This is a genomic window from Phaeovulum molybdatiresistens (assembly GCF_023544865.1).
Classification (GTDB): Bacteria; Pseudomonadota; Alphaproteobacteria; order Rhodobacterales; family Rhodobacteraceae; genus Pontitalea.
The window spans coordinates 60476-74390 of the sequence record NZ_JAMJFX010000018.1; the positions used below are offsets into that span (position 1 = coordinate 60476).

Consider the following 13915-nt stretch of genomic DNA (forward strand, 5'->3'; position numbering starts at 1 on the left):
GCGGCGGCGTTTCGGGGTCTATAGCCGGGGGTATCGCCCCCCGTTTTCCTTACAGCGTGCGTTCGATCTCTTCGCGCTCGAAAATCTCGATCACATCGTTGGGACGGATGTCATCGTAATTTTCAAAGGCCATCCCACATTCCTGGCCGGATTGCACTTCCTTGACCTCATCCTTGAAGCGCTTGAGCGTCTTGAGCGTTCCTTCGTGGACCACCACGTTGTCGCGCAGCAGGCGCACGCCGGCGGAACGGCGCGCCACACCTTCGGTGACAAGGCAACCCGCCACCTTGCCGACGCCCGAGACCTTGAAGACCTCTTTGATCTGCGCGTAACCGATAAAGTTTTCGCGCACTTCGGCCTTCAGCAGGCCCGAGGCCGCCGCCTTGATGTCATCGACCAGATCGTAAATGATCGAATAATAGCGGATTTCAACGCCCTTCTGGTTGGCGCTGGCCCGTGCCGGTGCATTGGCCCGCACGTTGAATCCGATCACAGGCGCGCCCGAGGCTTCGGCAAGGCCGATATCGGATTCCGTGATCGCACCCACGCCCGAATGCAGCACGCGCACGCGCACCTCTTCGTTGCCGACCTTTTCCAGCGCCTGCGTGATCGCCTCGGCAGAGCCCTGCACGTCGGCCTTCACCACCACCGGCAGTTCCGCCACGCTTTCATCGGCCTTGGCCTTCGCCATCAGCTGTTCCAGCGTGCGAGCGGCGCCTGCGGCGGCGCGCTTGTCCTTGGCGGCCTGTTCGCGATAGTCGGCAATTTCCCGCGCCTGGGCTTCGGTTTCCACGACGTTCAGAACGTCGCCGGCTTCGGGCGTGCCGTTCAGGCCCAGCACCTCGACCGGGACCGAGGGGCCCGCTTCGTCAACGCGTTCGCCCTTGTCATTGACCAGCGCACGCACCTTGCCCCACTGTTCGCCGACAACGAAGATGTCGCCGCGCTTCAGCGTGCCGTGCTGCACCAGAACGGTGGCAACCGGGCCGCGACCCACGTCCAGCTTGGCTTCGATCACGGCACCCTGCGCGGCGCGGTTCGGGTTGGCGCGAAGTTCCAGGATTTCCGCCTGAAGCGCGATGGCTTCCAGCAGTTGATCCAGCCCCTTGCCGGTCTTGGCCGAAACCTCGACGTCCTGCACGTCGCCCGACATCGCCTCGACGACGACTTCGTGCTGCAGCAGATCGGTGCGCACCTTCTGCGGGTTCGCGGAGGGCTTGTCGCATTTGTTGATCGCCACGATCATCGGAACACCGGCGGCCTTGGCGTGGTTGATCGCCTCAATCGTCTGCGGCATCACCGCGTCATCGGCAGCCACCACCAGCACGACGATATCCGTCACCTGCGCGCCACGGGCCCGCATCGAGGTGAAGGCGGCGTGACCGGGCGTGTCGAGGAAGGTCAGCACCGCCCCCGATTCGGTCGTCACCTGATAGGCGCCGATGTGCTGGGTGATCCCGCCCGCTTCGCCCGAAACGACGTTGGCGTTGCGGATCGCATCCAGAAGCGAGGTCTTGCCGTGGTCAACGTGGCCCATGATCGTGATGATCGGCGGGCGCGACTGCAGGTCTTCATCGCGGTCCTGAACCGTGTCGATCACCTGTTCCACGTCGGAATCGGACACGCGCACCGCCTTGTGGCCGAATTCCTCGATCACAAGTTCCGCCGTGTCGGCATCGATGGTCTGGTTCGCGGTCACCATCATGCCCATCTTCATGAGCGATTTGATAACATCGGCAACGCGTTCGGCCATGCGGTTGGCAAGTTCGGACACCACGATGGTTTCCGGCAACTGCACGTCGCGGACCATCTTTTCGGCCTTCTGGCCAAAGCCCATCGCCTTCTGGCGCGCCTTTTCCTGCTTGCGCTTCATCGCGGCGAGCGAGCGTTGCCGCCCGCCTTCGCCACCTTGCAGCGCATCCGACAGGCTCAGCCTGCCGGTGCGGCGACCTTCGTCACCCTTGGCCTTGCTGCGCGAATCACGATCGGCGGCGCGATCGTCGCGGTCGCGGTCGGTCTTGCGCGGGCCGACGGCTGCAACGCCCTTGGTCGCGGCGCGGGTCGCGGCGGCCTCGGCTGCGGCCGGATCTGCGGGGGCCTCGGCCTTGGCCGGGGCCTTGCGGACCTCTTCCTTCTTCTGGGCGCGCAGCTCGGCCTCACGGGCCTTGCGCTCATCTTCCTCGGCCTTCAGGCGCAGGGCTTCCTCGCGTTCGCGATCCTCACGCTCTTTGGCTTCAATCTCGGCGCGACGACGCTCGCGCTCTTCCTCACGGGCCTTTTCCTCGGCCTCGCGCTGCGCGGCTTCCTCAACCTCACGGATCTTGGCTGCCTGCAGCGCCTTCAGGCGACGCTCCATTTCCGCATCGGAAATGCCCGCCGGGCGTTTCGACGGATCGCCCAGGGCCGGATTGGAAGAACCGGCACCCTTCGCGGGGGCGCCGCCCGGCTTGGGCACCACCACCTTCTTGCGCTTGGTTTCGACCACCACGCTTTTCGTGCGGCCGTGGGAGAAGCTTTGCTTCACCTGACCGGGACGCGCGCCGCCAAGACCCAGGGGTTTTTTGCCGTCAGTATCGCTCATGCCGTCTTCGTATCCTTCCCGGCGGTCTGGCCGCCGTCCTGCCTGCGCAATCCCGCAAGCCTTGCCGCTTCGCTTATAACACGTGGGGTGAGTCCGCCAGCCGCAAGCGCGCCGTGTATGGCATGGTCGCGGCCAAAAGCCAAACCCAATTCCGCAGAAGTCAGGCAGCCGAACCATCGGCCACCTTCCGGGGTCCAAAGCTTGCCCTTGCCCCGTTCAGACCCGTCCGAGGCCTGCAGAAGAACCTTGGCCCTGCCTTCGGCCAGCCAGCTCTTCACCTTTTCGAACCCGACCACCGCCCGGCCCGATTTGCGCACCAGAGAGATAAGTTCGACCACGCGATGCGCAAGACCCTGTTCCACCATGTCCACCAGATTTTCCGGCACGGTGACAGGGGCGCGGGCGGCGCGGGCGAAAAGGCCCTTGGTGGCGGCACGGGCGATCAGGTCGCGATCGGCCGTGACCCAGATGCCCCGACCCGGCAGCTTTTCCGCCAGGTCGGGATAGATCGCGCCGTCGGGCCCGACGACAAAGCGCACAAGCCCGGCCTTGGGCTGCACGTCACCCGTGACGATGCAGCGCCGTTCCGGCTCTGTCCTGTCCTTGTCGCGGCCCCCACGGGTCATGCTTTACCCGAGGCTCAGGCCTCGGCCTCCTCATCTTCGCCGGCCTCGTCCTCGGCCTCGGCTTCCAGTTCCGTCGGATCGACCCAGCCAAGCTGGATGCGGGCGGTCATGATCAGCTGCTGCGCCTCTTCCAGGCTCATGTCGAACTTTTCAAGGATGCCATCATCCTTGACCCGCGCGCCATCCACCGTGGTCCAGCCGCCAGCCAGTTCCCAGTCGGCGCAGGTGGCGAAATCTTCCAGCGTCTTGATGCCGTCTTTCGCCAGCGCCTCGATCATCTGCGGGGTCAGGCCTTCAAAGTCGAACAGCGACTGTTCCACGCCCAGTTCGCGGGCAGCTTCCAGCGCCTTGCGGTTCTGTTCCTCGATGAAGTCGCGGGCGCGGGCCTGCAGTTCTTCGGCGGTGCCTTCGTCCACGCCTTCGATCGACAGCAGTTCATCCAGATCGACATAGGCGACCTCTTCAAGGCTGGTAAAGCCTTCGGCGACCAGAAGCTGGGCAAAGAATTCGTCCAGATCCAGCGCATCGACGAACAGCTTGGTGCGTTCGGCGAATTCGGCCTGACGACGCTGGCTTTCCTCGGCTTCGGTCAGGATGTCGATATCCAGACCGGTCAGCTGGCTGGCCAGGCGCACGTTCTGGCCGCGGCGGCCGATGGCCAGCGACAGCTGCTCATCGGGCACCACCACCTCGATCTTGCCGGCTTCTTCGTCGATCACGACCTTGGATACCTCGGCCGGCTGCAGCGCGTTCACAAGGAAGGTTGCCTGATCTTCGTTCCACGGAATGATGTCGATCTTTTCGCCCTGCAATTCACCGACAACGGCCTGCACGCGGCTGCCGCGCATCCCGACGCAGGCGCCAACCGGGTCGATGGAATTGTCGCGGCTGATCACGGCGATCTTGGCGCGGCTGCCCGGATCGCGTGCCACGGCCTTGATTTCAATGATGCCGTCATAGATTTCGGGCACTTCCATCTTGAACAGTTCCGCCATGAACTGCGGATCGGTGCGCGACAGGAAAACCTGGGGCCCGCGCGCCTCGCGCCGGACATCCTTGATATAGGCGCGGATGCGGTCGTTCGGGCGATAGCTTTCGCGGCCGATCTTTTCGTTGCGGCGCAGGATCGCCTCGCCACGGCCGATATCGACGATGATGTTACCGTATTCCTCGCGCTTGACGACACCGTTGATGATCGTGCCCTTGCGGTCCTTGAATTCTTCGTACTGACGGTCGCGCTCGGCCTCGCGGACCTTTTGCAAGATCACCTGCTTGGCCGATTGCGCGGCGATCCGACCCAGATCGACGGGCGGCACCTCATCCACGATCTCATCGCCGATCTGGGGATTGGCCAGGTATTGGCGGGCCTGTTCCGCGGTCACCTGCGCCTGGTAATTTTCCAGCTCGTCCTCGGCGACCACGGTGCGCACGCGGGTAAAGGTGGCCCGGCCGGTCTTGCGGTCGATCTTGACGCGGATATCCATCTCGGACCCGTAGCGCGACTTTGCGGCGCGGGCGAGGCTGTCTTCCATCGCCTGGATCACCAGATCCGGGTCAATCATCTTCTCGCGCGCGACAGCCTCGGCCGTCTGCAACAGTTCCAGCTGGTTGGCAGAGGTGATTGCCATGGGTCTCAAGCCTCCTCGGGGTCGGGGGTATCCGTTTCGGTTTCGATCTCGTCGAACATGTCTTCGTCGATGACGCCGGCGGCCTTCTTCTGGCGCAGCATCTCGGTGATCAATTCGTCGGTCAGCACAAGTTTCGCATCGGACAGCCAGTCGAATTGCAGGCCGATCACGACCATTTCGCCGGCATTCTCGATCTCGATCAGCACCTCATTGCCCTCGGTGCCGCGCAGGATGCCCTTGAAGCGCTTGCGCCCGTCGATCTGTTCGGCGGTTTCGATGCGGGCCTCATAACCTTCCCACATGTCGAAATCTTTCAGCCGGGTCAGCGGCCGGTCGATCCCGGGGGAAGAAACTTCAAGATTGTAATTTTCTTCGATCGGATCTTCGACATCCAGCACCGCCGAAACGGCGGTCGAGATGCGGGCGCATTCGTCCACGACGATCCCACCCTCGGGGCGGTCCGCCATGATCTGAAGCGTCGCCGTCTTGCCGCCCATCAGGCGGATGCGCACCAGTTCAAAGCCCATCCCCTCGATCACGGGGGTGACGATTTCCGCAAGGCGCCGGTCGATGGCAGTCTTGGCGATCAGGTCGGTCATGGTTCCGATCCTCAAAAACAAAAAACGGGCCGCGCGGCCCGTTGCACTTTCCCGGTGGGCTTCGGGTTTGGACCCCGCAGCGCCGCTGTTGGATTTGCATATAGGCCAAAGGCGGCGGTCGCGCAAGCCTGTTGCGCGTTCAGCCGCGCAGCCGGTCCATGGTGGCCACAAGCGCGGCGGTAATGCCGGGTTCGGACAGCGCATGCCCCGCCGCCGGCACCATCCGCAGATCGGCCCGCGTCCAGCCCTGCGTCAGCCGCCAGGCGGATACCGGCGGGCAGATCATGTCCAGTCTGCCCTGAACGATGGTGGCCGGAATATGCTCGATTCGCGGCCGGTCGCGCAGGATCTGCCCATCCTCCTCAAGGAAGGCGTGGTGTTTGAAGTAATGGTTTTCCAGCCGGGCAAAGGCGCGGGCATAATCGGGCGGCGCCTCGCCCGGGGGGCCATCGGTGTCGACGCTGGCCAGCGCGTTTTCCCAATGCGCCCAATGCCGGCCAAAGCGCGCCTCGGTCGCGTAATCGCCGGAAAACAGGCGCTTGTGATAGGCTTCGATCAGATCGCCTTGCTCATCCTCGGGGATGGGACGTCGGAAATTTGCCCACAGATCGGGATAGAACCCGCCCGCGCCACCGCCATAGAACCAGTCAAGTTCCGCCTTGGTCGCCAGAAAGACGCCGCGCAGCACCAGATGATCGACCCGGTCGGGATGGGTCTGCGCATAGACCAGCGCCAGTGTCGCGCCCCAACTGCCGCCGAACACCGTCCAGGACGGGATGCCCAGAAGGCCGCGAATGCGTTCAATATCAGCCACCAGATGCCAGGTGGTATTGGCCTGCACGCAGGCATGGGGCCGCGACAGACCACAGCCGCGCTGGTCGAACAGAATCACCCGGTAATGCGCGGGATCAAAGAACCGCCGCATCTGCGGGCTGCACCCACCCCCCGGCCCGCCATGCAGAACCACCACTGGCTTGCCCTGCGGATGGCCCGATTGCTCGACATAAAGGCGGTGACCGTCGCCGACATCCACCATGCGCTGATCGAAGGGTTCGATCGGCGGGTAAAGAAAGGCGCCCGATGTGCGCTTTTGCCCTGCGGTTCTGTCCATGACCGGACTATATATCGCAAAAACGTAGCCCGCCACGGGTTGCGCGCAGCAAGAAGCGAGGTTTGCGATGCAAAGCGCGACGAATACCGTCGATCCTGCCGAGGTGGCGAAATTTGAGGCGATGGCCGCCGAATGGTGGGACCCGAATGGCAAGTTCAAGCCGCTGCACATGCTGAACCCCTGCCGACTGGATTACATCACCGGCCAGATCGCCGCGGAATTCGGTCGTGACCTGAAATCCCCGCGCCCGTTTGATGGGCTGCGTCTGCTGGATATCGGCTGCGGTGGTGGCCTGTTGTCGGAACCGATGGCGCGGCTGGGCGCGACGGTGGTGGGCGCCGATGCCGCCGAACGCAACATTCCGGTGGCGCGGCTACATGCCGAACAATCGGGCCTGGACATCGACTATCGCCACACCACCGCCGAGGCGATGGCGGCGGCGGGCGAGCGGTTCGATGTGGTGCTGAACATGGAGGTGGTCGAACACGTCGCCGACCCGCAGGGTTTCATCACCACCTGCCAAGAACTTCTGAAGCCGGGCGGGCTGATGATCTGTTCCACCCTGAACCGTAATCCGAAAAGCTGGCTGATGGCGATCGTGGGCGCCGAACATGTGATGCGCTGGCTGCCCAAGGGCACGCATGATTGGTCGAAATTCATCACGCCGGACGAACTTTACACGCTGATCCGCACCGCGGGCCTGGACCCGGTGGATCGCAAGGGCATGGTCTTCAACCCGATCGCCTGGCGCTGGTCGCTGTCGGACCGGGATTTGTCGGTGAATTACGTCACCGCCAGCGTCAAGCGATAACCCGGCCAAACATGAAAAGACCCCGCCGGGATACGGCGGGGCAAGGCTGCGCCTGCGGGCGGACCACAGGCACCGGCGGTAACCTTGAATTCCGGGTGTCTCAGTTCGGGCGGTCTTCCAGTTCGGCCCGGATCTGCTGACGCAGCAGGTCGATCGGCACCATCTTGCCGTCGCGCTTGAAATGCCAGTAGGTCCAGCCGTTGCAGGACGGCGCGCCTTCCAGATGCGCACCCACCTGATGGATGGATCCCTTGACATCATTGCCCACCAGCGTGCCATCGGCCCGCACCTTGGCCTTGAAGCGGTTGCCGATGGAAAACAGCTCTTCGCCCGGGCGCAGCATGCCGCGTTCGACCAGCTGGCCAAAGGGCACACGCGGTTCGGCGCGCTTCGAGCCGGTGATTTCCAGCGCTTCCTTGTCGAACTTGCGAATCCGGGCCAGGCGCTTCTCGGCAACCTCGCGATAGGCGGCCTCGCGCTCGATCCCGATGAAATCGCGGCCCAGCATCTTGGCCACGGCGCCGGTGGTGCCGGTGCCGAAGAACGGGTCAAGGATCACGTCGCCGGGGTTGGTGGTGCCCACGATCACGCGGTGCAACAGCGATTCGGGCTTTTGCGTCGGATGGGCCTTGTCGCCCTGCGCATCCTTCAGCCGTTCGTTGCCGGTGCAGATCGGCAGAACCCAGTCCGAGCGCATCTGCACGCCTTCATTCAGCGCCTTCAGCGCCTCATAGTTGAAGGTATATTTCGCGCCTTCGGATTTTGACGCCCAGATCAGCGTTTCATGCGCATTGGTCAGCCGCTTGCCGCGGAAGTTGGGCATCGGGTTCGACTTGCGCCAGACAACGTCATTCAGAATCCAGAACCCCTGATTCTGAAGCTCGGCCCCCATGCGGAAAACGTTGTGATACGACCCGATCACCCAGATCGCGCCATTGGGTTTCAGCAGACGGCGCGCGGCGGCCAGCCAGTCGCGGGTAAAGCTGTCATAGGCCGCGAAAGAGGCGAACTGATCCCAGGCATCATCGACCGCATCCACCTTGGAATTGTCGGGCCGGTGCAGATCGCCGCGCAGCTGCAGGTTATAGGGCGGATCGGCAAAGATCAGGTCTACGCTTGCCTCGGGCAAGCTGTTCATCATTTCAATGCAGTCGCCTGCAAGAATCTGGTTCAAGGGCAGCGCCGCCGCGGCTGCCTTGGTCATGGTCTTTGTCATCTCTGCCTCTTTTATCCCGAACGGGTGCCGGCTTGGTGCCAGTCTGTGGGGACAAAGATGAGTCAAAGCCGATTCGGCGTCAAATTCTTTTTTGAATCAAGCACTTACAGATTTATCTTGATACAAGATGTTGTGCACCGGCCTGAACGAACGTCTATGAACAGGGGTCACCCCAAGATCTAGAAGCGCCTGCAGATGGTCCTTGGTCGGGTAGCCCGCATTCCGTTCCCAGCCGTATCCGGGGTATTGTTGCGCCAAATCCACCATCAACGCATCACGCGCCTGCTTCGCCAGGATCGAGGCCGCCGCGATGGACACCGAACGCGCATCGCCCTTCACCACCGCCTCGGCTGACAGGGTCAGATCGCGCGGAACCCGGTTGCCATCGACCAGCACATGATCGGGCGGCAGGCGCAGCCCGGCCAGTGCCCGGCACATCGCCAGATGTGACGCCTGCAGGATGTTCAGCCGGTCGATTTCCTCGACGCTGGCATGGGCCACGCACCAATCGGCGCTTGCCATGATCCGGGATGCCAGGTCGGCGCGGCGGGCGGGCGACAGTTTCTTGGAATCGTTCAGCCCCTCGGGGATGTGCTGCGGGTCCAGCACGACGGCGGCGGCGGTCACCGGGCCACACAGCGGGCCGCGGCCCACCTCATCCACACCGGCGATGCGCGCAAGGCCGCGGTCGCGCGCGGCCTGTTCAAAGCTTTGATCAGGGAACTGGGCCATGATCGGGGGATGCCCCGGATCACGGCCCAGCGCAACGGCAAACGCGCCGATCAGCGCTTGGCGATCTTGAAGCCCCGTTCGCGCAGGCAATTCAGGCCATACACTGTGCCGCGCCCGCGTTCGGTGCGGACATCGAAAGCGCAGGCCTGCGGCAGGCGACGGTCAATGCCTTCGCGGCGCAGGCAGCGTTCTGCGACCACGTCGCGCTTCTTGCGGTCAACGCGGATGTCGGTGACGCAATGCGCCGGGATCAGCTGTTGATCGCGGCGCTGCCAGCGGTCGCGGTCCTGTCTGCGGTCGCCCTGATCGGCCCAGCGGTCACGATCGCGGTAGTCGCCATAGTAGCGTTGTTCCTGGGCCTGTCGTTCCCGCTCTCTCTCGCGTTCGCGTTCGCGTTCCTTTTTCTTGTCGATCCCGTCAACGATCAACCCAAGCGCCACGACACCGGCGATGGCGGGCAGGATGCTGCGGTTGTCATTGCCGGGATAGACCTGCTGCGCGGCGGCCGGCACCGCGCCCAGCGCGACGGAAGCGGCAACGATCATGGCGGTCAGGCGGGTGCGAAATCCTTTGGTCGCGGACATGATGTGATCCTTTCTGCAAAGGCGGGATGACCCGCCGAATGACGATGCCCGACGCTCGCCCCGATCCGCATGGCCACGCAATATCACCGCCCTGCTATCTGATAACAGCCGCCTGCTGTGCCCTTTGCTATTGCATAACCGCCTGCCCCGGCGCAGCTTTTGCACATGATGAAACACGCGCTTCTGATCCCCATGCTTGTCCTTGCCCTGTTGGCTGCCGCGCCTGCGCGGGCGGACTGCTATGCCGACTACAAGGCCAAGCAGGACAACCCCCTGCGCCTGCATTACGGGGTGGCGCGGCTGCCGGACACGGCCTGCACCCCGCAGGCGGCTTCGCGCCAGTTGGCGCCACGGCTGGCCCGGGAAGGCTGGACGCTGCTGAACATTCTGTCCATCTTCGGCCCCGAAGGGCTGGAGCAAAGGAAAGACAGTGCCGGACCATATTTCCTCCGTTACTGAGGGGTTGCGGACAGGGTCGCGCGCGGTCGTCTGGGGCATCGCGGCGATCGTGGCGACCTTGGGCGCGGCGGCGGCGATGCTGTTTGTTGCCCTGCCCGATGCCAATGTCTTCAATGCCCGGGTCGAACGCATCTTTGTCGAAAATGACGCCCTGACCGGGCCGTCCGAAATCCGGCTGCTGGAAATCCTGGCCCAATCGGGCACCGCCTTTGCCGAGGTGCTGGCAACCTACCGGGTCATCATCTTCATCCTGATGGTCTTTGGCGTGGCGCTTCTGGTGGCGGCGCTGGTGCTGCTGCTGACGATAATGGCGCTGAACCGGCGCATGGCCGCGATCCGCCGCGCCGGGATCGAGGTGCAGAGCTTGCGCATCCTGCGGAGCGAAAACGCGGTGATGCTGAACGACATGGCCTTTAGCCTGACCCCGGCCGCGATCGAAACCCTGGCCGTTCTGGCCGAGGCGCGGATGGATGACGACATCCTGACCGGCGCGCAGATCGAGGCGACCATATCCGGCCGCGACCCCGCCGATTGCGACGAGGCCGCCGGCGCAACCCGGATCAAGCGGCTGCGCGATGCGCTTGGCAATCAGCTGGTGGCAGAGCTGCTTGTCAGAAACATTTCACGCAAGGGCTATACCCTGGCCGTAGCCCCCGACGCGATCCGCGTGGATTGAGTTTTGCTTGCGAAGGGGGGGTGGGGGGCCTATATCGCGGCTTCACTTTGCCGTTGGGCCACGGACGGGGGGCAGCCATGATTCAGACACCCTACTATCTGATCGACAAATCGCGCCTGCTTTCCAACATGGAAAAGATCGCAGCGCTGCGCGAAGCCTCGGGGGCCAAGGCGCTGCTGGCGCTGAAATGTTTCGCCACCTGGTCGGCGTTCGATTTCATGCGCGATTACATGGACGGCACCACATCCTCCTCGCTGTTCGAGCTGCGGCTGGGGCGCGAAAAGTTCGGGCGCGAGACCCATGCCTATTCCGTCGCCTGGGCCGACCACGAAATCGACGAGGCGATTGATTACGCCGACAAGATCATCTTCAATTCCATCGGCCAGCTGGAGCGTTTCGCCGACAAGGCCGCGGGCATCGAGTGCGGGCTGCGGCTGAACCCGCGGTTTTCAACCTCGGGGTTTGATCTGGCGGACCCGGCGCGCCCCTTCTCGCGCCTTGGCGAATGGGATGTGGCCAAGATCGAAAAGGTCATCGACCGGATTTCCGGCGTGATGATCCACTACAATTGTGAAAACGCCGATTTCGAACTGTTCGACCAGCAACTGACCCGGATCGAAAACGACTTTGCCCCGATCCTGTCGCGGCTGAAATGGGTCAGCCTGGGCGGCGGCATCCATTTCACCGGCGAAGGCTATCCGCTGATGAAACTGGCCGCGCGGCTGAAGGCGTTTTCGGAAAAGTTCGGCGTGCAGGTGTATCTGGAACCCGGCGAGGCGGCGATCACCAATTCCACCACGCTGGAAGTCACCGTGCTGGACCTGCTGGACAACCAGAAGAAACTGGCCATCGTCGACAGCAGCATCGAAGCGCATATGCTGGATCTGCTGATCTATCGCCAGCCCGCGAAACTTCCGCAGGACGGCCCGCATGAATACCAGATCTGCGGCAAATCCTGTCTGGCAGGCGACATCTTTGGCGATGCGCGCTTTGCCGAACCCCTGACCATCGGGTCGCGCATCTCGGTTCAGGATGCGGCGGGCTACACGATGGTCAAGAAGAACTGGTTCAACGGCGTGGCCATGCCCGCCATCGCGATCCGGGAACTTGACGGAACCACCCGCCTTGTCCGGCAATTCGGCTATGAGGACTACGCCTCTAGCCTGTCCTGAGGGCGCAAGCCCCCTTCCCCTGTCCTGTTGAAAAGGAGACAGCCGAAGTGAAACGTAACGTGCTCATCATCGGTGCCGGTGGCGTGGCGCAAGTCGTCGCCCATAAATGCGCGCAGAACAATGACGTTCTGGGCGATCTGCACATCGCCTCGCGCACGAAGGCGAAATGCGATGCAATCATCGCAAGCGTTCATGAAAAGAACGCGATGAAGGTGCCGGGCACGTTTCAGGCACATGCGGTCGATGCGATGGACACCGCCGCCGTGGCCGATCTGATCCGCAAGACGGGCGCGCAAATCGTGATCAACGTTGGCTCGGCCTTCGTGAACATGACCGTGCTTGAGGCCTGCATCGAAACCGGCGTTGCCTATATGGACACCGCGATCCACGAAGACCCGGCCAAGATTTGCGAAACCCCGCCGTGGTATGGCAACTATGAATGGAAGCGGCGCGAGGCCTGCAAGGCCGCGGGTGTCACGGCGATCCTGGGCGTGGGTTTTGACCCCGGCGTGGTGAACGCCTACGCGCGACTGGCGGAAAACGAATTCCTCGACACGATCGACAGCATTGACATCGTGGACATCAACGCCGGTAGCCACGGCAAGTGGTTCGCCACGAACTTCGACCCGGAAATCAACTTCCGCGAATTCACCGGCACGGTCTATTCTTGGCAGAACGGCGCCTGGCAGTCGAACAAGATGTTCGAAGTCGGCAAGGAATGGGATCTGCCCGTTGTCGGCAAGCAAAAGGCCTATATGACCGGCCATGATGAGGTGCATTCGCTGGCCGCGCGTTACCCGCAGGCGGATGTGCGCTTCTGGATGGGCTTTGGCGATCACTACATCAACGTGTTCACCGTGCTGAAGAACCTGGGCCTTCTGTCCGAAAAGCCGGTCAAGACAGCCGAGGGGCAAGAAGTGATCCCGCTCAAGGTCGTGAAGGCCGTCCTGCCCGACCCGGCAAGCCTTGCGCCGAACTATACCGGCAAGACCTGTATCGGCGATCTGGTGAAGGGGACGAAAGACGGCAAACCGGCCGAGGTCTTCATCTACAACGTGGCCGACCACAAGGAAGCCTATGAAGAGGTCGGCAGCCAAGGCATCAGCTATACCGCCGGCGTCCCCCCCGTTGCCGCCGCGATCCTGATCGCGAATGGCACCTGGGACGTGGGCCACATGGCCAATGTAGAAGAGCTTGACCCCCGCCCCTTCCTGGAACTGCTGGGTGAAATCGGCCTGCCCAGCCGGGTGATCGACACCGCCGGCACCGACCGCGCGATCTGAAATGACAACGCCGCCCCTTGGGGCGGCGTTGTCCGTGGTGACCGCGGTAGAACGGGGTGAACCCAAGAGTTACAACAGCGTGTCAGTAAAAAAGAGGGCCATTGGCAGGGGTGCCTGCCCTCTCCGGCGACAAACAAAAGTAAAATGCCCTCTCTAACTACGAGAAATCCCGCACACTCGGGATGAGAGGTGCGATCATAACTCAGCATATGACACGTGCGCATTGCCGAACCGAACAAGGCCATGATCGAGAAGAAGCCTTGATTCGGCTATCGCAAAGTGGACTGGCTTCTGGGCTTCAACAGTGAGGCCCCGAACTCCACTGGTCCGAGTAAGCGGACCGAACGAAAGCGCAGCACCCTGGCCTGCTACCGGTTTCGTGGACAGCAGGTTAAGCTAGCATAGCGCGTGCCTCGAACTCCATGGGGCTGATGTAG

Annotated in this window: 13 protein-coding genes; 5 read left to right on the forward strand and 8 right to left on the reverse strand. The window is 63.0% G+C overall.

Going from position 1 to position 13915, the window contains the following annotated elements; genetic code table 11:
* Nucleotides 1–49: 49 nt before the first annotated feature.
* From infB to pip, 5 genes are all read right to left on the reverse strand, one after another.
* Entirely contained in the window at nucleotides 50–2581 is a 2532-nt protein-coding gene (gene infB / locus MXB90_RS12685; protein WP_250045479.1) for a translation initiation factor IF-2, read from the reverse strand.
* Nucleotides 2578–3207, reverse strand: a complete 630-nt coding sequence (locus MXB90_RS12690) for an RNA-binding protein (protein WP_250045481.1) — start codon at nucleotides 3205–3207, stop codon at nucleotides 2578–2580. Before MXB90_RS12690 ends, infB begins: the two co-directional genes overlap by 4 nt.
* Nucleotides 3208–3221: 14 nt before the next feature.
* Nucleotides 3222–4835 (reverse strand): transcription termination factor NusA, encoded by a 1614-nt coding sequence (gene nusA / locus MXB90_RS12695; RefSeq protein WP_250045483.1) that lies wholly within the window; start codon nucleotides 4833–4835, stop codon nucleotides 3222–3224.
* A 5-nt stretch (nucleotides 4836–4840) separates the two neighbouring features.
* The gene (gene rimP / locus MXB90_RS12700; protein WP_250045485.1) at nucleotides 4841–5434 is read right to left on the reverse strand and encodes a ribosome maturation factor RimP; all 594 of its coding nucleotides are present in this window, start codon (nucleotides 5432–5434) and stop codon (nucleotides 4841–4843) included.
* A gap of 139 nt (nucleotides 5435–5573) precedes the next feature.
* A complete protein-coding gene (gene pip / locus MXB90_RS12705) occupies nucleotides 5574–6545 on the reverse strand; it encodes a prolyl aminopeptidase (protein ID WP_250045487.1) in 972 nt (323 codons plus the stop codon).
* Between the two features lie 67 nt (nucleotides 6546–6612).
* Between pip and ubiG the strand changes: the two genes are divergently transcribed.
* On the forward strand, nucleotides 6613–7356 hold the full coding sequence (gene ubiG, locus MXB90_RS12710) for a bifunctional 2-polyprenyl-6-hydroxyphenol methylase/3-demethylubiquinol 3-O-methyltransferase UbiG (RefSeq protein ID WP_250045489.1): 744 nt from the start codon (nucleotides 6613–6615) through the stop codon (nucleotides 7354–7356).
* A 100-nt stretch (nucleotides 7357–7456) separates the two neighbouring features.
* On the opposite strand, the gene MXB90_RS12715 is transcribed toward ubiG, so the two are convergent.
* The 3 genes from MXB90_RS12715 to MXB90_RS12725 all read right to left on the reverse strand — a co-directional run bounded on the left by MXB90_RS12715 (nucleotide 7457) and on the right by MXB90_RS12725 (nucleotide 9888).
* Complete coding sequence (locus MXB90_RS12715; protein WP_250045491.1) at nucleotides 7457–8572, reverse strand: site-specific DNA-methyltransferase; 1116 nt, start codon at nucleotides 8570–8572, stop codon at nucleotides 7457–7459.
* A 96-nt stretch (nucleotides 8573–8668) separates the two neighbouring features.
* Nucleotides 8669–9304: a ribonuclease HII gene (locus tag MXB90_RS12720; RefSeq protein ID WP_250045494.1), complete on the reverse strand. Its 636-nt coding sequence runs from the start codon at nucleotides 9302–9304 to the stop codon at nucleotides 8669–8671.
* A gap of 50 nt (nucleotides 9305–9354) precedes the next feature.
* Entirely contained in the window at nucleotides 9355–9888 is a 534-nt protein-coding gene (locus MXB90_RS12725) for a hypothetical protein (RefSeq protein WP_250045496.1), read from the reverse strand.
* A gap of 168 nt (nucleotides 9889–10056) precedes the next feature.
* Between MXB90_RS12725 and MXB90_RS12730 the strand changes: the two genes are divergently transcribed.
* The 4 genes from MXB90_RS12730 (at nucleotide 10057) to MXB90_RS12745 (ending at nucleotide 13478) form a co-directional block, all read left to right on the forward strand.
* Nucleotides 10057–10347, forward strand: a complete 291-nt coding sequence (locus MXB90_RS12730) for a hypothetical protein (protein ID WP_250045498.1) — start codon at nucleotides 10057–10059, stop codon at nucleotides 10345–10347.
* A complete protein-coding gene (locus MXB90_RS12735) occupies nucleotides 10319–11023 on the forward strand; it encodes a winged helix-turn-helix domain-containing protein (protein WP_250045499.1) in 705 nt (234 codons plus the stop codon). Before MXB90_RS12730 ends, MXB90_RS12735 begins: the two co-directional genes overlap by 29 nt.
* A 77-nt stretch (nucleotides 11024–11100) precedes the next feature.
* Nucleotides 11101–12195: a carboxynorspermidine decarboxylase gene (locus MXB90_RS12740; RefSeq protein ID WP_250045502.1), complete on the forward strand. Its 1095-nt coding sequence runs from the start codon at nucleotides 11101–11103 to the stop codon at nucleotides 12193–12195.
* 47 nt (nucleotides 12196–12242) lie between these two features.
* Nucleotides 12243–13478, forward strand: coding sequence for a saccharopine dehydrogenase family protein (locus MXB90_RS12745; protein ID WP_250045504.1), 1236 nt, complete (start codon nucleotides 12243–12245; stop codon nucleotides 13476–13478).
* Nucleotides 13479–13915 lie beyond the last annotated feature (437 nt).